Below are 19,264 nucleotides of genomic sequence, written 5' to 3' on the forward strand. Positions count from 1 at the left end.
TGATGCGCGAGCGGCGCAACTGCGGGAATCGATCAGGAGAGGCCTTCGAGTTCGGCCAATATGGCTCTGAGCCATGAACGCTCTGAGGCAGTCAGTGCCGGTTTCGACAAAAGCACCTCTGCCTGCGCCAAAAGTTCCAGACGCCGTTCTGTTGTTTCCGGGGCCTCCGGGGTCTCTGGAAGCAGCGCGCTTTGCGGCAAAAGGACCGGCCACTCGCTCTGGATTGTTGTGTGGGAGATGTGTTTCGTGAGGTCCGGCTCTTGGGAACACCCGCTCACAGCGGCAGCGCCAGTCATCAGGGCGACGGCAACAAAATGGCGGATCGATTTCGTCATTACTCTCTCGGATCTGGCGCACTCGGAATAGGTGTTCATGTCTACGCCGATGCGGCGCGCGGGACAATGCGGCTTTCGCTCATGAGGTGGGCGCGATAAAGGGGGAGGGAGCACATTTCTCCGAGGTAGACCCCAATGTCCGAACTCAGCCTGACCCCGTCCGCAATGCGCCGCGTCTCCGCGACCCTGATGTTGGGGGTGCTCGGGCTTCTGGTGCTCTGGGTGGCGTTACGCCCGGAAGGGCCAACATTCGGATGGCGCATTTTTCTGTTGGTTCTGGGGGGCGGATCGCTTTTTGTCTCATGGATGGTCTGGAGCGGCTCATCGCGTCGCCTTGTTCTGACGGAAGAAGCGCTCCTAGAAGAAGACGGCGGAAGCCGCCGCGAAATCTGCCGTATCTCCGACATTGCCAAGGTTGAGCGCGGCACGTTTGCCTTCAAGCCCTCCAACGGATTTGTCATCCATCTCAAAACGTCGGGCCAGCGTGCTTGGGTTCCCGGACTTTGGTGGCGCTTTGGCAAGCGGATCGGTGTTGGTGGCGTCACCCCGGCAGGTGAGGGCAAAGCGATGGCTGATGTTTTGGGCGCGCGTGTAGCAGGTGGCGACCGTATCGCCTGATCGCGCCCAATGCGGCAGCACAGAGGCCGACTTGCTATAGACGCGACCACGCGTTTCGGAGAATATTGACCTTATGTCGCTGCCCCCCGGATTCTTGGATGAACTTAGAACGCGCTTGTCGCTGACCGATGTCGTCGGACGAAAAGTCATGTGGGATCAGCGCAAGTCCAATCAGGGCAAGGGCGACATGTGGGCCCCGTGCCCTTTCCACCAAGAAAAGTCCGCTTCGTTCCACGTGAATGACAAGGACGGCTATTACTACTGCTTCGGATGCCACGCGAAGGGAGATGCCATTTCTTTCGTGCGCGAGACAGAGAATGTCGGCTTCATGGAAGCAGTTGAGATTCTCGCGCAGGAAGCGGGCATGCCCGTTCCGAAACGTGATCCGCGCGCGCAAGAAAAATCGGACAAGCGGGCAGAGCTCGCCGACGTCAATGAGGCCGCGAACCGCTTTTTCCGTTTGGCGCTGAGCCAACAGGGCGGCGCACAGGCGCGCGCCTATCTCGACAAGCGGGGGATGAAGCCCGAGACCCGAGAACGGTTCGAGATCGGTTATGCGCCATCCGGGAATGCGTTGCTTCGTGTCTTGAAGGATCAGGGCGTCAGTGCGGAAGCTGCGATTGAGGCCGGTGTCGCCGCCAAGCCAGATGACGGCCGCGAGCCCTATGACTTTTTCCGCGACCGGATCGTCTTTCCGATCCGCGATGCGCGGGGGCGGCTGATCTCGTTCGGCGGGCGGGCAATGGACCCGAATGCGCGGGCTAAATATCTCAACGGTCCCGAACGTCTCCTGTTTGATAAGGGCAATGCGCTCTACAACCACGGCCCTGCGCGAGCTGCGTGCGGGCGCGGTCAAACGCTCGTCGTGGCCGAGGGCTATATGGATGTGATCGCCCTCTCGGAGGCGGGCTTCGAGGCGACGGTTGCGCCGCTTGGGACCGCAATCACGGATCGACAGCTGCAATTGATGTGGCGGATGTCGGATGAACCTGTGATCGCGCTGGACGGCGACAAGGCGGGCCTGCGCGCCGCGTTCCGTCTGATTGATCTCGCAATGCCGTTGCTTGAGGCGGGCAAGGGGCTTCGGTTTGCGATTTTGCCTGAAGGGCAGGACCCTGATGAGCTGATCAAGGCCAAAGGACCGGAGGCGATGCAAGAGGTGCTCGACGGGGCGCTCCCGATGGTTGCACTGCTTTGGCGACGAGAGACCGAGGGAAAAGTTTTCGATAGCCCAGAGCGCCGTGCCGCTCTCGATAAGTCTCTGAAGTCTTCGATCCAGACTGTCGCCGATCCGTCGATCAAGCGCCACTATGGCGAAATCCTGAATGACATGCGGCGAGAGCTGTTCCGTGGCAAACGCCCCGCAGCCGTTGAGCGGCGTGCATGGCGTCCCGCACGGGGCAAGTTCGGCAAGATGCCAGCGATCCCGACGGAAGGCTTGAAGGCCTCGCTCATCGTGTCCGGCGACGAAACTCAGGCAGATCTCATGCGAGAGGCCGTCGTCCTTGCTGTTTGCCTGACAAACCCGGGCGTTGCGCTCGAGTTCTTGTCGCAACTCGAAGCGCTTCACATGCAGTCCGAAGAGCACGGGCAGATCCTTCATGCGCTCCTGACACATGTTGATGAGGAAGAGGCTGACGCCTTGCGCGAAAAGATCTCTGCGATGATTGGCCCGGCCCCTCTTGATCGTTTGATGGCGCATCCCCATGTGCAAATTACGCCGCCGGTGCGACGCCCCGAGAGTGATTTGGCACAGATGTGCCTCACCGAGGAATTGGCGAAGCTCAAGGCGCGGCGCGGTTTGAAGGCCGAAGTGGACGAAAGTGTCGCCGACCTTCTTGCCGCCGATGATGAAAAGCTTACATGGCGTCTCAAGCACGCCGCAGAGGCCCGTAATCGGGCCATCAAGGCCGAGGCCGAAGACCGGACCGAATTCGATACGGCCGAAAATGGATTGGAGTTGTCCCGATCAGAACGGGATGCGTTCCGCGCACTGCTGAACAAGATTGCGCCGAACAGGGAGTAAGCACATCAGGTAGATGGTGAAACCGTTGCGTATGTGGCGCGAAACCCAGCGTACGTTGGGCTCTGGTGCAGTTAAGCGGACGGGAATAATGGTATCGGGTGGCGAATCGCCGATTCGCGTGACATGATTCGAAGTGATATTCGATTCTCTGCAATGCGCAGACGATTCGGATGCCAGTCTCCGTGCAGGCGGAGAGGTAGCAGATGCTCAACGGGCCCGAGGCAAATTTCGCCTCATGGTCCGACTATCAGGGGAGAGCCGTATGGCCGCAAAGGACAACGACGACGCCAAGACTGACGATCAGGACCAGGACGTAATGCTCGATGTGAGCCAGGCAGCGGTCAAGAAGATGATCGCCGAGGCGCGCGAGAAGGGTTACATCACCTACGATCAGCTCAATAAGGTGTTGCCGCCCGAGCAGGTGAGCTCCGAGCAGATCGAAGATGTGATGTCTATGCTTTCCGAGATGGGCATTAACGTCATCGAAGACGAAGAAGTCGAAGATGACGACAACGATCAGAAGTCGGATGACAAAGGCGGTGAGCTCGTCGCGACGAGCGGCTCGCGTGAACTTGCGACCTCCTCTGGCGAAACCGAGAAACTCGACCGCACCGATGACCCTGTCCGCATGTATCTTCGTGAGATGGGCTCTGTCGAACTGCTCTCCCGCGAGGGCGAGATTGCAATTGCGAAACGGATTGAGGCCGGTCGCAACACGATGATCCTCGGGCTCTGTGAAAGCCCGCTGACGTTCCAGGCGATCACGATCTGGCACGACGAACTTCTGTCCGAAGACATTCTGCTTCGCGACGTGATCGACCTCGAAGCGACCTTTGGCGGCGGTGTCGATGATGACGAGGAAGAGGAAAATGTTGTCGGCGGTCTGAACGTCGAAAACAACTCCGGCGAAACGAAAGAGAAGCAGCAGGAATACGACGCGGATGGCAATCCGATCTCGTCTGATGATGATGACGATGAGGATGATCAGGCCAACATGTCGCTCGCTGCGATGGAAGCTGCGCTGAAGCCGCAGGTGCTCGAAACCCTCGAGCGCATTTCCAATGACTTCTCGAACCTGTCCGAAATGCAGGATTTGCGGATGTCCGCGACCCTCAATGAAGACGGATCGTTCTCTGACGCCGATGAAGCCGAGTATCAGAAGCTCCGTTCCGAGATTGTGACGCTGGTGAACTCCCTTCACCTCCACAACAACCGGATCGAGGCCCTGATCGACCAGCTCTACGGCATCAATAAACGCGTCATGTCGATCGACAGCTCCATGGTGAAGCTCGCCGACCAGGCGCGCATCAACCGTCGTGAATTCGTCGAAGCCTACCGTGGATCGGAACTCGATCCGACGTGGATGGAGCGGATGACCGAAAAGCCGGGCCGTGGCTGGCAGATGTTCTCCGAGCGCTTCTCCGGCAAGGTCGAAGAACTGCGCGCCGAGATGGCTATGGTGGGTCAGTATGTCGGTGTCGACATTTCCGAATTCCGCCGCATCGTGCAACAGGTGCAAAAAGGTGAAAAAGAGGCCCGTCAGGCCAAGAAGGAAATGGTCGAGGCCAACCTGCGTCTCGTGATTTCCATCGCGAAGAAATACACCAACCGCGGTCTGCAATTCCTCGACCTCATTCAGGAAGGCAACATCGGCCTGATGAAGGCCGTTGATAAATTCGAATACCGTCGCGGCTATAAATTCTCGACCTATGCGACTTGGTGGATTCGTCAGGCGATCACGCGCTCCATCGCGGATCAGGCCCGCACGATCCGTATTCCGGTCCACATGATCGAGACGATCAACAAACTGGTCCGCACAGGTCGTCAGATGCTTCACGAAATCGGCCGCGAGCCGACGCCGGAAGAATTGGCCGAAAAGCTGCAGATGCCGCTGGAGAAGGTCCGCAAGGTGATGAAAATCGCCAAGGAACCTATCTCTCTCGAAACGCCGATTGGCGACGAGGAAGACAGCCAACTCGGCGATTTCATCGAGGACAAGAACGCGGTTCTGCCCCTCGACGCGGCCATCCAAGAGAACCTCAAAGAGACCACCACCCGCGTGCTGGCCTCTCTCACGCCCCGCGAAGAACGCGTGCTCCGTATGCGCTTCGGTATCGGGATGAACACCGACCACACCCTCGAAGAGGTGGGTCAACAGTTCTCCGTGACTCGCGAACGTATCCGTCAGATCGAGGCAAAGGCGCTGCGCAAGCTCAAGCACCCAAGCCGGTCGCGGAAACTGAGAAGCTTCTTGGATCAGTAAAGATAGAGGCGCCTCCCGAAAGGGGGGCGTTTTTTGTTCTACGGCTTGTAGAAAGCGCGGAAAAAGCCCAGAGGTCGCCGCTCATCGCCATACCTCGGTCAGGCGATCCGCGGCTTGCACTCTCCTTCAGCCCGCTTCACACTACCTCCCAAACAGGAGGCCCCTATGTCCCTTTTCTCCAAACTCTTCGGCGGTGGCTCTGCCGCGAAGCCCGCTGCGAATTCTGATGTGAAACCCGAACTCTACGGCGCGGATTACTTGATCTATCCCGACCCTATCAAAGAGGCGAGCGGTTATCGCGTCGCCGCGAAGATCGAGAAGGATTTTGACGGTGTCACTCGAGAGCATCACATGATCCGTGCGGATACGTTTACGTCCGAGGAGGATGCGCGCGTCGCGAGTCTGCACAAGGCGCAAATCTTTATCGACCAGATGGGTGAAGCGATTTTCAACGACTGACGTATGAAAAAGCCCCGCCGCCGAGAGGCGACAGGGCGAAAATCGCGAGGATCAGAGGCCTTAAAGACCGGCTTTGATCGTGTCCGCGATCGGCGTGGTCGGGCGGCCGATCAGGTTCGAGAGCGTTTTGCTATCATCGAACAGCGACCCTTCGGCGGCTTTCGCGTCCGAGTCTGCGAGGACCGCTGCGAAACCTTCCGGAAGGCCAGCGCCGACGAGGGCTTCGGTGAAGGCGGCTTCGGGCATATCGGTGTAGCTCACAGGCTTGCCGGACAGCTCGGACACGAGGGCCGCGTATTCGGTCAGGGTGTAGGCGTCGTCACCTGCAAGCTCGAGCACTTCCCCATCATGACCACCAGCGAGAACGATGGCGGCTGCCTCTGCAAAGTCCTTGCGGGATGCGGTGGCGAGTTTGCCGTCTTTCGCGGCGCCAAAGTGCTGGCCGAGTTCGAGGTCCTGACCAAGCGTCATGGTGATGTTCTCGGAATACCAACCGTTGCGCAGGAGGGTGAAGGGGATACCGCTCTCATTGAGTTTGGCTTCGGTTGCGAGGTGCTCTTCTGCGAGGGCCATGTTGCCGGTGTCGGCATTCAGGATCGAGGTGTAAGCGATGAAGCCCACGCCTGCGGCTTTGGCGGCGTCGATGACATTGCCGTGCTGGACTGCGCGCTGGCCAACCTCGGACGATGAGATGAGCAGGAGGCGGTCAATACCTGCGAAAGCGGCTTCGAGGGCGGCTGCGTCTGTATAGTCGCCGCGACGTGTTGCGATGCCTTTGGCTGCATAGGCCTCTGCGGCAGCGTCGGAGCGGACGAGGGCGATGATGTCGTCTTTTGCGACGAGAGTTGCGAGGTGATCGACGACGAGTTGGCCGAGTTGGCCGGATGCGCCGGTGATGAGATAGGTCGCCATGGGGTATTCCTTTTTGGTTCCGTTTCGCGTATAGGTCTCATTTAGAGACTTTATGCTTTGCTGAAAAGGAGGCACTTTTTCGTGCAAAGGTAACATAGAGGGAACCACCCCCTCGGAAAGGGTTGCGATGCGTGACATTGCGATGAGCCGTTTGGAACAATGGAAAGCGGAAGGGTTCAATCCGCACAATTGCCCCGTGCGTCAGGTCCTGGACCATGTGGCGGCAAAGTGGACGTCTCTGATCCTGTTGGAGTTGGAGACAGGCCCGAAGCGGTTCAACGCGCTCGGACGTTCTCTGCCGGATATTTCGAAACGAATGCTCACGCAATCCCTGCGCGATCTGGAGCGTGACGGCCTTGTCGCACGCGAGGTTTTCGCGACGAAACCACCATCCGTTTCCTATAGTCTCACTGATCTGGGGTGCTCGTTCCTCGGGCCTTTGCATGCCATGATCGACTGGGCATCTGACAAAATGCCCGAAATTGAGGCGGCGAGGGGCAATTTCGCAGACGCATAAGAGCAAAAGAGAGAAATCTCCACGCGCATTGAAACTCTCTTCACCTTTGCGGCGTTCTCTCTGTGAACACGCCAAAGGAGACGAGACATATGACTGCTTCTGTACTTCGCTTTGCCCAACTCGCATGTGCCGGGGCAACAGTCGGAATTGGCGCGGCGATCGCGTCTCCCTACGTGCCGCTGACGGACGAACACCTGAATCCCGAGCCAATTGTCATCGAGGTGCCCGCAGAAGACCTCGCGCGCTGTATCGCCACATTGGAGCAGGTGTTTTTCGGGCCTGTAACGGATGCGACAGTGCAATCCGTGTCGCTCGATCCTGCCGAGCGCGGGCCAGAGGTCACTTGTGTGGTGGAGTGAGCGCACGCCGTCGGAAATTTGTTCAAAGGTCCGCACATGACATGACCGAGTATTGCCGCTTTTCCCCGTTTCAAACATGACCCCGCCGCCGTAAGGTGCGGACATGTCTCATCGTTTTGTCATCTGCGCCTTGGGCGCTTTTCTTGGCGCGCCAGTCAGTGCTATGGCTCAATCTGATCCTTTGTTCCACTGTCATTTCCCGAACGGGAAAGAGGTCACCATTAATGTGCAGGCCGAGGGTGTGAGCTACGCGTTTGGCCCACCACATGCTGCGCCGGAACTTCAACTCGAGCGTCCGTACGCGGATGTCGGCGTGCTCCCCTGGAACGGTGTCGGCCGTTCGATCTGGGAAGAAATACGTATCCCGAACGGTGATGTGACCTATGCGGTTTGGGGGTCGTTCGACCGGATGACCGAGGCGCATGAGGTCTCCGGCGGGATCGTGGTTGAACGGGGCGGCGAAGAACTTGCGCGGTTGGACTGTGCGCCGAGCGGTGTGATCTATGCGCCTTTTTCGTTTTCCGATGTCTATGAGGAGGCCGGATACTGTTGGAGCTTTGAAACGGAGCGTTGGCAGGAGGCTTGCGAATGAGCCACACCACTTTCGAAATTTCTACCCGCGGGCCGGGTCTTTACGAATTCACATCGGACGTGTCGCGTTGGGTGGCGGCTGAGCGTCCGGCGGAAGCCGTGCTCACGCTGATGGTGCAGCATACCTCCGCATCGCTCGTCATTCAGGAGAACGCCGATCCCGAGGTGCGCACTGATTTGACGGAATTTTTCCACAGGCTCGTGCCGCCGACCACCGATCCCTCCATGTCCTACCTGACCCATACCTACGAAGGACCGGACGATATGCCCGCTCATATCAAGTCTGCGCTTTTGCCTACGAGTATCACAATACCTGTCATCAGTGGGCGCATGGCGCTCGGAACATGGCAGGGAATTTACCTTTTCGAACATCGGACACGGCCCCATGCACGTCGTGTTGTCGCGCTTTTGCGATAGAAATGCGTAATTCCTACATATTGACGCGAATTTTTAAGCTACCCAAATTCTAGGCGGCGGCCTATAGTGCCTGTGGATAAGTAGGGCAGAGACCCTAGGGGACCGAGGTAGTGAAGGATAGGGAGGCGCGCCATGCGTTGTCCATTTTGCGGAAATCTTGATACGCAGGTGAAGGACAGCCGTCCCGCCGAAGACCATGTGGCCATTCGTCGGCGCAGGTTCTGTTCGGCCTGTGGCGGGCGTTTTACCACCTATGAACGCGTGCAATTGCGGGATCTGGTGGTGGTGAAAACCAACGGGCGCCGTGAGGACTTTGATCGGGATAAGCTCGAACGCTCTATCCGGATCGCGGTACAGAAACGCCCGATTGAGCCGGAACGCCTTGATCAGATGATTTCCGGTATCGTGCGCCGCCTCGAAAGCATGGGCGAGACGGACATCCCGTCGAAAACGATCGGCGAGATCGTGATGGAAAGCCTCGCGCGGATTGATACCGTGGCCTACGTCCGCTTTGCCTCTGTGTATAAGAATTTCCAAGCCGCTGACGACTTCGACAAGTTCGTAAGCGAGTTGCGACCGGACGCGAAGCCGGAGGAATGATCCTTGGATGATGTTGGCGTGATGCGCCATGCGCTCGGGCTCGCGGCACGTGGGCTCGGCAACACGTGGCCGAACCCCGCTGTGGGCTGCGTGATCGTGCGCGGCGGCACCGTTGTCGGGCGCGGATGGACGCAGCCAGGTGGCCGGCCCCACGCCGAAACAGTGGCGCTCGCACAGGCGGGAGACCGCGCACGCGGAGCGACGGCCTATGTCACGCTGGAACCCTGTTCACATCATGGAAAGACGCCGCCATGCTCCGAGGGGCTGATCGCGGCGGGCGTGTCACGCGTCGTCTGTGCCTTGGGTGATCCCGATCCCCGTGTGAATGGTCGCGGCTTTGAGATGTTGCGCGCTGCTGGCATCGAAGTCGTGACAGGCGTGTGTGAGGCCGAAGCCCGCGCGCTCCAGATCGGGTTTCTCTCAAATGTCGTTCTTGGCCGCCCGATGGTCACGCTCAAGCTTGCGATGTCGTGGGATGGGCGCATCGCAACCGCGTCCGGCGAAAGCCAGTGGATCACAGGCCCGCAGGCGCGCCGACGTGTCCATGCCATGCGAGCAAACCATGATGCGGTTTTGGTAGGTGGCGGCACGGCGCGCGCCGATGACCCGAGCCTCACAGTGCGCGGACTTGGCGTCACGAAACAGCCCGTACGCGTGGTCATGTCGCGCCGTCTCGATTTGCCGCTCACAGGGCAACTCGCGCGGACAGCGGGTGAGATTCCGGTCTGGATCATTCACGGACCTGATGCCTCAGAGGAACTCCGCTCGGCATGGGAGGGGCTGGGCGCTATGCTGATGGAAGTGCCTGTCACTGCGGGGCATCTCGATCCCGAAGCAAGTCTTGCGGCTTTGGGTGAACGCGGCCTCACGCGGGTCTTTTGTGAGGGCGGCGGGGCGCTTGCGGCTTCGCTCCTCGGCGCGGACCTTGTGGATCATGTGAATGTCTTTACTGCAGGTCTCGGGATTGGGGCTGAGGGCCTGCCTGGGCTAGGGGCTATGGGGCTGGACCGCCTTGGCGCTGCGCCGCGTTATCGATTGGAAAGGTTGGACCAAGTTGGTCCGGATGTGTTGAGCCACTGGGTTAGAAAGACTACGCTCATTTAATCCCTAAAAGACGCGCGCGGAGTTTCCGGAGCGCGACGAGGACGCTCTGCGCGAGGGGGGACCGCCCCGCCGGTGCGTGTGCTAATTGTTCGAGCGCTTCTTCTGGAGAGATGGCATCCCCCGTCGCAGGATCGAAATAGCGCGGGAAAGCGATTAGCGTGGCGTGTGCGAGGCCGAGTAGGGTCGGACGCACTGTGCGGCGTGCGGGTACGTCTCCGAGATCGGTCGTCAGTCCCCATCCCGCATAAAACGGTGCACCGAGGCAGGTCACTGGTTTGCCGCGGAGCATGGCCTCGAACCCCATAAGCGACGTCATTGTCCAAACCTCGTCACAGGCATCAATGAGCGCGAGGGGATCGGCGTCCTTCGCGATGACATCGGCGAGGGTGTCAGCATCCCTCACCCGCCCGCGCCGTAGTCCGGCCTCAACATCGGGATGCGGTTTATAGACCAAAACAGCATCGGGATGCGCGTCGCGTGCGGCCTTGAGCAACGCCGCATTGGTGCGGGTATCAGTCGTCCCGTATGTGATTGAGGCATCGTCTTCCACCTGACCTACGACGAGGACCCGATGGCCGTCGGGCAGGGCGGGTGTGCCGGAGCCGACGTTGTATTTGCTCAGGTTCAGTTCGGCCAGCCGCGCGAGGAAGTGTTCCGTCCGCTGCCGCTGCGCGCCGGTGAGGTCGACACTTTCCGCGATGAGGGTCTCGAGGCGCGACGGGCGGCTCGGATCGAAATAGATGCCGAGGTCATCGAGCGTGAGAGAGGTCGGGCGGACGAGCGCCGCGCCTAGCCCGCGTGAGCGCAGGAAACCGTCCTCAAGTCTTAGATCGGCTCTTTCAGATGGCCCCCAGACGATGTGTTTCATACCTTTGGATTGGGCGGCATCAATTCTGTCTTCGCGGTTTGTTATCTCAAGCGCAGCATTGCCGAAATAGGCGCGCAGGAACGGGCGCTTCCACGGGAGGATATTGGACGCGACATACCCCCCAGCGTCCTCTCGGTTCGCGCGATCGCGTGCCTCAAGACGAGCGAGGAGTTTCTCGACTTCGAGGAGGGCGCTGCCCTCAGTCCAAGAGGTTGCCTGCATAAATGCGGCATAGAAGAGCTGGGCGCGCGTCAGTTTGCGCGTGCTGTAGGGGTTCGGGTGCTCATCGTCGGTCAGGTCGAGGTTCGAATACCAAGGGGCGCCGAAGACCCGCGGGCGATGACCGGAAAAGATCGCGTCTGCGCCATCGCCGCTGCTGTGTGTGTAGACCGATGTCGCGTGCTCGAGCACGTTATAGAGATTGGTCTCGGGCGGCAGGAGGGTGAGACGGGGATCGTCGATGTCCTCGAAGTAGCCGCCGGGACAGGTTAGGATGGCGACATTCGCGTTGAGAAGCTCTGTCTGCGCGAAGACGAGCATTTCCTGCATATCGAAGATCGACGGCGCGTTCGGGGCATCGCTGGGTTGATCGAGGACGAGCACAAAGGGCATGTCCGGCAGATGGGCCGGATCATCGCTTTCGGGCGACCTCGAGAGTTTGAGAGTTCTGAGCCATTCCGCCGTGTTTCTGGCGCGTGTGAGGTCGGCGGTGTGGTCCAGTGGGTCTTGCGCGATCACGTTTGTGATCTCAAAACGTGTTTCGACACCGTAAGCGTGCTCTTGAAACACGCGATCAATCAGCAGCGGACGCTCATAAGAAAGCCGCCCCTCCAGATGGGATGGGGCGGCTTTTTTTGCGATGTCGCGCTTGGGGGCGACCATGAAACTTACTGGCCGATCTGGGCTAGGGAGTCCGCAGAAGTGGCCGCGCCGGTGATCGCGCTGATGGTTTTCTGCCATTGGACGAATGGCGCCTCTGTCACGTAGACGGTGTCGCCGTCGCGGATCAGGAAGTCCTGAGCGAGGAACAATCCGTTCGGTTCTGTCAGGTCGAGCACATAAACGACGCGCTGATCGCCGACGAGGTCGGTCCTATTGGTGACCTGACGGGCAATGGTCTCGGGCTCTTTGCGGAGGACGAAAACGCCTTTTGGATCGGCTGTGCCCGTTCTCAGGCCGCCGACTTGCGCGATTGCTTCGAGAGCGGAGAGATCGCGGGTCTCGAAGGAAATGACGCTTTGGCCACCCGTGGCGCCCATGGCGATGTAGGATCTAGGATCAGCCTCGATGATAATTCGGTCGCCGTCACGAAGCGCGATGTCGAATTCAGGTTTTTCGTAAAGGTCTTCAAACCACACTCTTCCGGTGAGCCCGCCACGGGTGACTTTTACCTGAGCGACACCCGGGTCGACCGCAACACCGCCGGCGCTTGCAAGCATTGCTGTAAGGCGGCGTGTCGGACGCTCGATCTGCACCACCCCATTGCCTGCAATCGTCACCGTGGCTCCGTCTCCCGCAGAGCGCGTCAGCATGACCTGCGGGTCAGGCGTTTGCGTCGCGAGTTTTTCGGTGATGATCCGGCGGATCGCTTCGGGGCTATTGCCAGCCGCCTTGATCCGTCCGGCGTAGGGCACAAAGATAAAGCCGGTTCCATCCACCTGAACGTTTGAGAGGCTCGTGGCGCTGCCGCCTGCGCCTGAGAGCAGGCCGTCATCAACGTTTTCCCAGATCGTCAGCGAAAGCGTGTCGCCTGGGGCGATTGTGTCCGACCCGATGAGGCCCGCGTTGATGAACGAAGGTGGAAAGGCGAGGACTTCTTTGAACGCAGTGATTTCGTTGACCTGGTCGTCAATGGGAACAATGAACGATCCGTTTTCAGTCGAAGAGGCGCCAGACAGAAGTTCGCTCTTGTAGGGGCCGGAACGTGGAAGCCCACAGGCGGAAAGGCTCGTCATCAGGAAGACAAGCGCCATAGCGCGGGTTTTACGCGACGTCAGAAATGTCACTCTCGATCTCCTCTGCCTGCAAACCGGCTTTGGCCAATGTTTCCCATGGGTTTAGTGGGAACGCTATTCGATGGCGAGTCAAAAATCCACATGGACGCGGGTGCAGCAATGGGCGTGCTTGAATGTGTTGCGGACCTGCAGCGGAGACAAGCGGGATTGAGTGGTCTCCGGCCACATTATGTTTACTTTACAAGACGTAACGGAGGGCGAGGAGAAGCTGTGCCAGAGAGAAGTGCCGTGTCAGGGCTTTCCTTTGCGAGCATCAAATCCACAACCAGACGCAGGAGCCGCTTTCGTCCCCGATGGGAGTAGAATCCACCGGCGACCTGCGATGTTTCAAGAAGGAAGTGACGGTAGGTGCTGTAGGCTTGTGCATTGGGGCGCGTCGGCGCGCGGAAGAACTCTTCGAGAGGCTGGGTCGAGACGAATTCCGGTTTGTTGTATACGGCGCTGCCGAGTGTCCGGATCGGGAGGCCAAGCCAAAGCGCCTGCTGTCCTGCGGTCGAATTGACCGTCACGGCGGATCTGGCGTTGCTCAGAAGTTTCTGCAGTTTGCCGCCGCGCACAAAGTGAACGCGGTCTTGCAAGCCGTGTTCGCCAGCAAGGCGTTTGATCTCGTGCTTGAGGTTGCGGCGGTCGTTTTCTAGCGGGTGGGCTTTGAACACGAGATGATGGTGTTTCGGTGCACCTTTCGCAAAGCCATCGATCACGTCGGCCATGAACTCCGTCATCGTGGCGTAGGGGCTATGAAACAGAAAGCTCGTGTCATGCTCGATCTGGAGAAGCGCAATGTGGAACGGATGCCCTGCTCCGAGAATCGCGCGTGTCCGAAGTGCGCGGGAGATCCAATGAGTAGGCATCATCATGAGGCGTTTGAAATACAACAGGAACTCTCGATGAACAGGGAGTTCCCTGTGGCCGCGGTAATTCTTGAACGACGAATTCCTGAAGATCACGAACCAGTGGTAGAGAGCGCCGTAGAAGATGTGTTCCTTCATATCCCCCCAGAGTGCGGGGGTCTCGATCGGGTCATGCTCGATCTCGTTGAGCGCGTCTGACATCTCATCCACGGTGAGGTCCATCAGAACGGAATGCCCGTTCGATCCGTCCCGCTCGTAAGTGACCCAGTATGGACGAATATACCCCTCTTCAAACACGTGGACCGTCAGGCCCCGCGCCTTTGCCCGCTCAATCGCGAGCGCATGGACTGGCCGCGTGTCTCCGTAGAGCACGAGGTCAGTTACACCTTTTTCGGAGATGATTTCTTCAAGGCGCTCGGGCCATGCGTCGGGAGAGTCGGTATAGGGGATGAAAGATGACTTCGAAAACCAGAACGCCCGATCGCCGGCATTAAAGCCCACGCGCCAGACGTCTGCGCCTGCGGATTTGAGCATTTTCCCGAGCGACCAGAAAAAAGGCCCGTGAGGTCCTTGGAGAAGGAGAAAGACACGGTTCGTATCAGATGGGTCACTCGATAACACTGGCATGCAGACCTTTTGCGCCATTCTTCGATAAATGTCTGTTAAAAACCTGACTGTCCGGGAAAAATCGGGCTGATTTGTGGCGCGAGGGCCGCAGGATTTTTTGCCGTCCTCTTGATCGATGCAGGATCGGAAATCGCATTGTGAGATCCTGCCGCTTGCAGAGCGGCGTCGCGATGGCTAGGACTTTGTCAAAACACCTCAAGGAGACGGCATGTTCACCGGCATTATCACCGACATCGGCAAGGTTCTTGAACTCGAGAAACGCGGGGATTTGCGGGCGCGCATCGGATGTGCCTACGATATCGCCGGCATCGAGATCGGCGCCTCTATCGCCTGTAACGGTGTGTGCCTGACGGTGATCGCCCTCGGCTCTGAGCCGCAAAACTGGTTCGATGTCGAAATCTCTGCCGAAAGTGTGTCGAAGACCAACATTGGCGATTGGGTCGAAGGCACCGCGCTCAATCTGGAGCGGGCGCTGAAACTGGGTGACGAACTGGGCGGTCATATCGTCTCGGGTCACGTGGATGGCGTCGCTGAAATCATTGGGCTGACCGATGAAGGCGACAGCACGCGGATCACGTTCAAAGCTCCGGATGAACTCGCAAAATTCATTGCGCCGAAAGGGTCGGTTGCCCTGAATGGCACCTCGTTGACCGTGAATGAGGTCGACGGTGCGACCTTCGGAATCAACGTCATCCCGCACACCCAAGAGGTGACGACATGGGGCCGGGCATCTGTCGGGGATAAGATCAATCTCGAGATTGACACCCTCGCGCGGTACGTCGCCCGACTGCAAGAGTGGCAGGCCTGAGCGGCGCGCACCACGGGAACCAATTGACCTGAGATTGCCAAGAAATGGCGTCGTTCGGAGTGCCGAGGCGCGATGAGAGGCAGAGCGGGTTCAGTCTCGCAAACTCGTTAGTCAGATCGATATCTGCCTGTTTTTCGGCTCCTGAACGCAAATTTCCTGCGGTTTCGCAAAAAAGCGTCGCAATTGTGCATCGCGTGAGACTCGCCTTTGCTCTCGCAAAGCTGTATCGGGATGCAAAGACTGATTTTAAGGCCCGCGACACCCATGACTCAACCTGACAGCTACCATGATGCCATCTCTCCCATTGAGGAGATTATCGAAGACGCCCGTAACGGTCGGATGTTCATTCTCGTTGACCACGAGGATCGCGAAAACGAAGGCGATCTGGTGATCCCGTCCCAGATGGCGACTCCCGAAGCCATCAACTTCATGGCGACCTATGGTCGTGGTCTGATCTGCGTGACGCTCACCGGCGAGCGGATCGATGCGCTGGGCCTGCCGATGATGGCATCCAACAACTCTTCGCGTCACGAAACCGCGTTCACCGTGTCCATCGAAGCCCGCGAAGGCGTTTCGACCGGTATCTCCGCACATGACCGTGCGCGCACGGTTGCTGTCGCAATCGACCCTTCCAAAACGGCCGCTGACATCGCGACGCCGGGGCACATCTTCCCGCTGCGGGCGCGTGAAGGTGGTGTGCTTGTGCGTGCGGGTCACACAGAGGCCGGTGTCGATGTGGCGCGTCTTGCGGGTCTTCTGCCGAGCTCCGTGATCTGCGAGATCATGAACGAGGACGGCACCATGTCGCGTCTGCCCGATCTCGTGAGCTTCGCGCAAAAGCATAACCTCAAAATCGGCACGATCTCCGATCTGATCGCGTATCGCCGCCGCCACGACAACCTTGTGGAGTGCACGGGCAAACGCACCGTCACCTCCGAGTTCGGCGGTGAATGGGGCATGGAAATCTTTACCGACCGTCTGCACGGCGCAGAGCACATCGTGCTCACGAAGGGGGATTTGAGCGGGCCAGAGCCCGTTCTCGTGCGTGTGCACAACCTGAACCCGCTCCATGACGTTCTGGGCATCGGCGAAGGTGGCAGCGAGATCGAAGGTGCGATGAACCTCATCGCGAGCGAAGGTCGCGGTGTTGTCGTCCTGCTGCGTGACACAACAATGAAGATGGTTACGGAAGGGCATGCCTCCCCGCAGACGCTGCGTCAGTATGGCCTCGGCGCGCAAATCCTCGCGGCGCTCGGTCTGTCCAAGATCGAACTGGCCTCCAACAGCCCGATGCCGAAGGTCGTTGGTCTGGACGCTTACGGTCTCGAACTGACCGGCACGCGTAAAATTTCCGAAGGAGCTTGAGCCATGGCCGCTGCAGAACAACACCACATTCTCGATCTGCCGACGTTTGAGGCTCCGGTCAAAATCCTGATCGTTGTTGCCCCATACTACAAGGACATCGCGGACGAACTCGTTGCTGGCGCGAAAGCCACGGTCGAAGAGGTTGGCGGCACTTGGGAACTCGTGGAAGTCCCTGGCGCGCTCGAAGTGCCGACCGCGATCTCCATCGCCGACAAGCTGTCGAACTTCGACGGTTATGTCGCGCTCGGTTGCGTCATCCGCGGCGAGACCACGCATTATGAGACCGTTTGTAATGACAGTTCCCGTGCGATTCAGTTGATGGGGCTGCAGGGCGTTTGCATCGGCAACGGCATCCTGACCGTGGAAAACCGCGAGCAGGCCGTCGTGCGCGCAGAATCGAAAGGTCAGAATAAAGGTGGCGGCGCGGCTGCTGCGGCCTTGCATCTCATCGCGCTTTCGCGCAAATGGGCAAATCCGAGCAAGGGCGTGGGATTCCATTCCGACGCGATCCGTCTTGCCGGTGAAGCCAAGGGATCTGATACAGTATGACCGACGAGAACGACCACCTGAAACCGCCTTCCAAACGCGAGATGAAATCCGCGGCGCGCCTCTATGCAGTGCAGGCGCTGTTTCAGATGGAAGCCTCCGACATGACCGTCGACAAGGTGCGGCGTCAGTTCTACGACCACTTCTTCGGTCTCGTGACCGAGGAAGAGGGCGAGTTCATCGACGGTGATAGCGACCTGTTCCACGAAGTCACCGAGATTGCCGTGAACGATCAGGCGAAAATTGACCAGATGACTGACCGTGCGCTCGTCGCCAAATGGCCGATCGCGCGTATCGACTCGACGCTTCGTGCGCTGTTTCGTGCGGCAGGAGCCGAGCTCCTGTCCGAACGCACGCCGCCGAAGGTTGTGATCGTGGAATACGTGGACGTCGCAAAGGCGTTCTTCCCTGAAGGACGCGAGCCGAAGTTCGTGAATGCTGTGCTCGACCACATGGCACGTGAGGCACGTCCGGAGGCGTTTTAAGCCGGAGATACGAATCTCGGTCGCGACTGATTTCAAAACGCTCCGCTCCGTGCGGGGCGTTTTGCGTTTGGGGCTGCGACGGAATGGTTCTGGAAAGATTTGGCCGTTGTGCTATCATTCTTGAATATGTTCTGACGCACGGAGCACTGCCATGCCCAAGCTTGTAAAACTCTACATCACTCAGGTTCTCATCGGTTACGCGATTGCCGCCGCATTTGTCGGTGCGCTTCTGTATTTCAACGTGGCGAACCTCTGGCATCTCGTGACACACAACGATGCGGGCAATCTGGCGGTTGTTATTCTCTGGTTTGCAAACGGCATCGTTTTTTCCGGTGTCCAGTTCGCTATTCGTATCATGGGGATGGCGGAAAAAGAGGGCGGTGACACCGGAGGCAAGCGCGATGATCTGCCTGTCTCGCTCGAACCGATCCCCGTGACGGTTGAGGTTCGCAAAAAGACCTGATCCGGTTTCGGAATTTCCACACAAAAAACGCGCCCCCGGTGAGGAGGGCGCGTTTTTTGTAGGTGGCGGGGGACCACAGCATCCGTAGCAGCGCGTTGCTCCCGAAGCCTGAAAAATCAGGTGGGCGCCGGGTAATCAAACCAGGGTCTGAACAGAGCCAGCTCCCATTCGGTTGCGTAAGGCCACCGGAGTCTTGCGCCCATGTGTACGTGAAGAGCAGATCCCGCCAGCGCACCACTTAGGTCTCTGTGACAGAGCCTGCAAGGGGGAATGCACAAAGAGTTATGACATGCGCGTGATACAGCTTAGGTCATTCGGGTGGACGGGATGATGAAAGCCCTTAGATTAGAGGCATGACCGCTGACATCGATCCATTCATCTCGAACGCCCAGCCGGGCCAACTCCTTGCGCGTGGTGTGTGCCGCCATCTGCGCAGCTATGACTTTGTGACGGTTGAAGAGCTCGTCCCGACACGTGGTCTGCGGGTTGATGTGATGGCTCTGGGGCCGAAAGGTGAGGTTTGGGTGGTCGAGTGCAAATCCTCCCGCACGGATTTCACATCTGATTCCAAATGGCAGAACTACCTAGACTGGTGTGACCGCTATTTCTTCGCGGTCGATCAGGACTTTCCGACCGAAATTTTGCCGGATGACGCAGGGCTGATCATCGCCGACGCCTATCACGCAGAGATCATCCGAATGCCCGACGAAGACAAACTCGCCGCCGCGCGCCGCAAGGTGCTTCACATGAAGTTTGCCCGCCACGCAGCGCTCAGGCTCCAGAGCTATCGGGACCCGGGTGTGCCTGCCATGTTCGGTGGCGAAACCTAGTTATTTGGAAAGCTTGCGCGCCTGAGCCGCGGCCGCCATGAGCTCTTCCGCGATCTCTTCGGCTTCTTCCGGCTCGAAATCCATCGGGATTTCCACGCCGCCGCCCTCGACAAACAAACGCACCATTCCCTCTGTGGTCGGACCGATTTGAAGGTTGGCTTCGATGTCGCGTTCAGAATTGATGCCCATGGCGGTGGCTCCTGTG

The 19,264-nt window shown here is 58.9% G+C and carries 22 protein-coding genes; 16 read left to right on the forward strand and 6 right to left on the reverse strand.

Features of this window, described 5'->3' with window-relative positions; all coding sequences use genetic code 11:
* Positions 1-32 precede the first annotated feature (32 nt).
* On the reverse strand, positions 33-335 hold the full coding sequence (locus LA304_RS05865) for a hypothetical protein (RefSeq protein WP_224502176.1): 303 nt from the start codon (positions 333-335) through the stop codon (positions 33-35).
* Between the two features lie 135 nt (positions 336-470).
* On the opposite strand from LA304_RS05865, the gene LA304_RS05870 reads away from it, so the two are divergent.
* From LA304_RS05870 to LA304_RS05885, 4 genes are all read left to right on the forward strand, one after another.
* Positions 471-953 carry a hypothetical protein gene (locus LA304_RS05870; protein ID WP_224502177.1) on the forward strand — a complete coding sequence of 161 codons (483 nt, stop codon included), beginning with the start codon at positions 471-473 and terminating at the stop codon, positions 951-953.
* Positions 954-1,026: 73 nt separating this feature from the next.
* Positions 1,027-2,979 carry a DNA primase gene (dnaG, locus tag LA304_RS05875; protein ID WP_224502178.1) on the forward strand — a complete coding sequence of 651 codons (1,953 nt, stop codon included), beginning with the start codon at positions 1,027-1,029 and terminating at the stop codon, positions 2,977-2,979.
* A gap of 262 nt (positions 2,980-3,241) precedes the next feature.
* Positions 3,242-5,242 carry an RNA polymerase sigma factor RpoD gene (gene rpoD, locus LA304_RS05880; protein WP_224502179.1) on the forward strand — a complete coding sequence of 667 codons (2,001 nt, stop codon included), beginning with the start codon at positions 3,242-3,244 and terminating at the stop codon, positions 5,240-5,242.
* Positions 5,243-5,407: 165 nt separating this feature from the next.
* Positions 5,408-5,701 carry an HlyU family transcriptional regulator gene (locus LA304_RS05885; RefSeq protein WP_224502180.1) on the forward strand — a complete coding sequence of 98 codons (294 nt, stop codon included), beginning with the start codon at positions 5,408-5,410 and terminating at the stop codon, positions 5,699-5,701.
* Between the two features lie 60 nt (positions 5,702-5,761).
* Here the strand turns inward: LA304_RS05885 and LA304_RS05890 are convergent, their stop codons facing one another.
* The gene (locus LA304_RS05890) at positions 5,762-6,613 is read right to left on the reverse strand and encodes an SDR family oxidoreductase (protein ID WP_224502181.1); all 852 of its coding nucleotides are present in this window, start codon (positions 6,611-6,613) and stop codon (positions 5,762-5,764) included.
* A 127-nt stretch (positions 6,614-6,740) separates the two neighbouring features.
* Between LA304_RS05890 and LA304_RS05895 the strand changes: the two genes are divergently transcribed.
* From LA304_RS05895 to ribD, 6 genes are all read left to right on the forward strand, one after another.
* Positions 6,741-7,130, forward strand: coding sequence for a winged helix-turn-helix transcriptional regulator (locus tag LA304_RS05895; RefSeq protein WP_224502182.1), 390 nt, complete (start codon positions 6,741-6,743; stop codon positions 7,128-7,130).
* A gap of 89 nt (positions 7,131-7,219) precedes the next feature.
* Positions 7,220-7,489 (forward strand): hypothetical protein, encoded by a 270-nt coding sequence (locus tag LA304_RS05900; protein WP_224502183.1) that lies wholly within the window; start codon positions 7,220-7,222, stop codon positions 7,487-7,489.
* A gap of 103 nt (positions 7,490-7,592) precedes the next feature.
* Positions 7,593-8,081, forward strand: coding sequence for a hypothetical protein (locus tag LA304_RS05905; protein WP_224502184.1), 489 nt, complete (start codon positions 7,593-7,595; stop codon positions 8,079-8,081).
* Entirely contained in the window at positions 8,078-8,497 is a 420-nt protein-coding gene (locus LA304_RS05910) for a secondary thiamine-phosphate synthase enzyme YjbQ (protein ID WP_224502185.1), read from the forward strand. Before LA304_RS05905 ends, LA304_RS05910 begins: the two co-directional genes overlap by 4 nt.
* 132 nt (positions 8,498-8,629) lie before the next feature.
* Positions 8,630-9,097 (forward strand): transcriptional regulator NrdR, encoded by a 468-nt coding sequence (nrdR, locus tag LA304_RS05915; protein ID WP_224502186.1) that lies wholly within the window; start codon positions 8,630-8,632, stop codon positions 9,095-9,097.
* A 21-nt stretch (positions 9,098-9,118) separates the two neighbouring features.
* Positions 9,119-10,201 carry a bifunctional diaminohydroxyphosphoribosylaminopyrimidine deaminase/5-amino-6-(5-phosphoribosylamino)uracil reductase RibD gene (gene ribD, locus LA304_RS05920; RefSeq protein ID WP_224502488.1) on the forward strand — a complete coding sequence of 361 codons (1,083 nt, stop codon included), beginning with the start codon at positions 9,119-9,121 and terminating at the stop codon, positions 10,199-10,201.
* Here ribD and LA304_RS05925 read toward each other — a convergent pair.
* The 3 genes from LA304_RS05925 to LA304_RS05935 all read right to left on the reverse strand — a co-directional run bounded on the left by LA304_RS05925 (position 10,194) and on the right by LA304_RS05935 (position 14,580).
* Positions 10,194-11,951: a capsular polysaccharide biosynthesis protein gene (locus LA304_RS05925; RefSeq protein ID WP_224502187.1), complete on the reverse strand. Its 1,758-nt coding sequence runs from the start codon at positions 11,949-11,951 to the stop codon at positions 10,194-10,196. The two genes, ribD and LA304_RS05925, sit on opposite strands and share 8 nt — an antisense overlap.
* A 5-nt stretch (positions 11,952-11,956) precedes the next feature.
* Complete coding sequence (locus LA304_RS05930) at positions 11,957-13,075, reverse strand: polysaccharide biosynthesis/export family protein (RefSeq protein WP_396022174.1); 1,119 nt, start codon at positions 13,073-13,075, stop codon at positions 11,957-11,959.
* A gap of 182 nt (positions 13,076-13,257) precedes the next feature.
* A complete protein-coding gene (locus tag LA304_RS05935; protein WP_396022175.1) occupies positions 13,258-14,580 on the reverse strand; it encodes a capsule biosynthesis protein in 1,323 nt (440 codons plus the stop codon).
* Between the two features lie 190 nt (positions 14,581-14,770).
* On the opposite strand from LA304_RS05935, the gene LA304_RS05940 reads away from it, so the two are divergent.
* From LA304_RS05940 to LA304_RS05965, 6 genes are all read left to right on the forward strand, one after another.
* On the forward strand, positions 14,771-15,370 hold the full coding sequence (locus LA304_RS05940; RefSeq protein WP_224502189.1) for a riboflavin synthase: 600 nt from the start codon (positions 14,771-14,773) through the stop codon (positions 15,368-15,370).
* 264 nt (positions 15,371-15,634) lie between these two features.
* A complete protein-coding gene (gene ribB, locus LA304_RS05945) occupies positions 15,635-16,735 on the forward strand; it encodes a 3,4-dihydroxy-2-butanone-4-phosphate synthase (protein ID WP_224502190.1) in 1,101 nt (366 codons plus the stop codon).
* Positions 16,736-16,738: 3 nt separating this feature from the next.
* Entirely contained in the window at positions 16,739-17,284 is a 546-nt protein-coding gene (locus LA304_RS05950) for a 6,7-dimethyl-8-ribityllumazine synthase (protein ID WP_224502191.1), read from the forward strand.
* Positions 17,281-17,766: a transcription antitermination factor NusB gene (gene nusB, locus LA304_RS05955; RefSeq protein ID WP_224502192.1), complete on the forward strand. Its 486-nt coding sequence runs from the start codon at positions 17,281-17,283 to the stop codon at positions 17,764-17,766. Before LA304_RS05950 ends, nusB begins: the two co-directional genes overlap by 4 nt.
* A gap of 151 nt (positions 17,767-17,917) precedes the next feature.
* Positions 17,918-18,229, forward strand: a complete 312-nt coding sequence (locus LA304_RS05960) for a hypothetical protein (RefSeq protein WP_224502193.1) — start codon at positions 17,918-17,920, stop codon at positions 18,227-18,229.
* A gap of 353 nt (positions 18,230-18,582) precedes the next feature.
* Entirely contained in the window at positions 18,583-19,059 is a 477-nt protein-coding gene (locus tag LA304_RS05965; RefSeq protein ID WP_224502194.1) for an MmcB family DNA repair protein, read from the forward strand.
* On the opposite strand, the gene LA304_RS05970 is transcribed toward LA304_RS05965, so the two are convergent.
* Positions 19,060-19,248 (reverse strand): DUF6324 family protein, encoded by a 189-nt coding sequence (locus tag LA304_RS05970; protein WP_224502195.1) that lies wholly within the window; start codon positions 19,246-19,248, stop codon positions 19,060-19,062. It lies immediately after the preceding gene.
* Positions 19,249-19,264: the final 16 nt, after the last annotated feature.

This window comes from Celeribacter litoreus (assembly GCF_020165855.1).
In the GTDB taxonomy this organism is placed as follows: domain Bacteria; phylum Pseudomonadota; class Alphaproteobacteria; order Rhodobacterales; family Rhodobacteraceae; genus Celeribacter; species Celeribacter litoreus.

What these genes read in the sequence shown, in the direction of transcription:
- LA304_RS05865 (WP_224502176.1), bottom strand. Translation starts at nt 335, where the DNA reads ATGACGAAATCGATCCGCCATTTTGTTGCCGTCGCCCTGATGACTGGC.
- LA304_RS05870 (WP_224502177.1), top strand. Translation starts at nt 471, where the DNA reads ATGTCCGAACTCAGCCTGACCCCGTCCGCAATGCGCCGCGTCTCCGCG.
- dnaG (WP_224502178.1), top strand. Translation starts at nt 1,027, where the DNA reads ATGTCGCTGCCCCCCGGATTCTTGGATGAACTTAGAACGCGCTTGTCG.
- rpoD (WP_224502179.1), top strand. Translation starts at nt 3,242, where the DNA reads ATGGCCGCAAAGGACAACGACGACGCCAAGACTGACGATCAGGACCAG.
- LA304_RS05885 (WP_224502180.1), top strand. Translation starts at nt 5,408, where the DNA reads ATGTCCCTTTTCTCCAAACTCTTCGGCGGTGGCTCTGCCGCGAAGCCC.
- LA304_RS05890 (WP_224502181.1), bottom strand. Translation starts at nt 6,613, where the DNA reads ATGGCGACCTATCTCATCACCGGCGCATCCGGCCAACTCGGCCAACTC.
- LA304_RS05895 (WP_224502182.1), top strand. Translation starts at nt 6,741, where the DNA reads ATGCGTGACATTGCGATGAGCCGTTTGGAACAATGGAAAGCGGAAGGG.
- LA304_RS05900 (WP_224502183.1), top strand. Translation starts at nt 7,220, where the DNA reads ATGACTGCTTCTGTACTTCGCTTTGCCCAACTCGCATGTGCCGGGGCA.
- LA304_RS05905 (WP_224502184.1), top strand. Translation starts at nt 7,593, where the DNA reads ATGTCTCATCGTTTTGTCATCTGCGCCTTGGGCGCTTTTCTTGGCGCG.
- LA304_RS05910 (WP_224502185.1), top strand. Translation starts at nt 8,078, where the DNA reads ATGAGCCACACCACTTTCGAAATTTCTACCCGCGGGCCGGGTCTTTAC.
- nrdR (WP_224502186.1), top strand. Translation starts at nt 8,630, where the DNA reads ATGCGTTGTCCATTTTGCGGAAATCTTGATACGCAGGTGAAGGACAGC.
- ribD (WP_224502488.1), top strand. Translation starts at nt 9,119, where the DNA reads ATGCGCCATGCGCTCGGGCTCGCGGCACGTGGGCTCGGCAACACGTGG.
- LA304_RS05925 (WP_224502187.1), bottom strand. Translation starts at nt 11,951, where the DNA reads ATGGTCGCCCCCAAGCGCGACATCGCAAAAAAAGCCGCCCCATCCCAT.
- LA304_RS05935 (WP_396022175.1), bottom strand. Translation starts at nt 14,580, where the DNA reads ATGGCGCAAAAGGTCTGCATGCCAGTGTTATCGAGTGACCCATCTGAT.
- LA304_RS05940 (WP_224502189.1), top strand. Translation starts at nt 14,771, where the DNA reads ATGTTCACCGGCATTATCACCGACATCGGCAAGGTTCTTGAACTCGAG.
- ribB (WP_224502190.1), top strand. Translation starts at nt 15,635, where the DNA reads ATGACTCAACCTGACAGCTACCATGATGCCATCTCTCCCATTGAGGAG.
- LA304_RS05950 (WP_224502191.1), top strand. Translation starts at nt 16,739, where the DNA reads ATGGCCGCTGCAGAACAACACCACATTCTCGATCTGCCGACGTTTGAG.
- nusB (WP_224502192.1), top strand. Translation starts at nt 17,281, where the DNA reads ATGACCGACGAGAACGACCACCTGAAACCGCCTTCCAAACGCGAGATG.
- LA304_RS05960 (WP_224502193.1), top strand. Translation starts at nt 17,918, where the DNA reads ATGCCCAAGCTTGTAAAACTCTACATCACTCAGGTTCTCATCGGTTAC.
- LA304_RS05965 (WP_224502194.1), top strand. Translation starts at nt 18,583, where the DNA reads ATGACCGCTGACATCGATCCATTCATCTCGAACGCCCAGCCGGGCCAA.
- LA304_RS05970 (WP_224502195.1), bottom strand. Translation starts at nt 19,248, where the DNA reads ATGGGCATCAATTCTGAACGCGACATCGAAGCCAACCTTCAAATCGGT.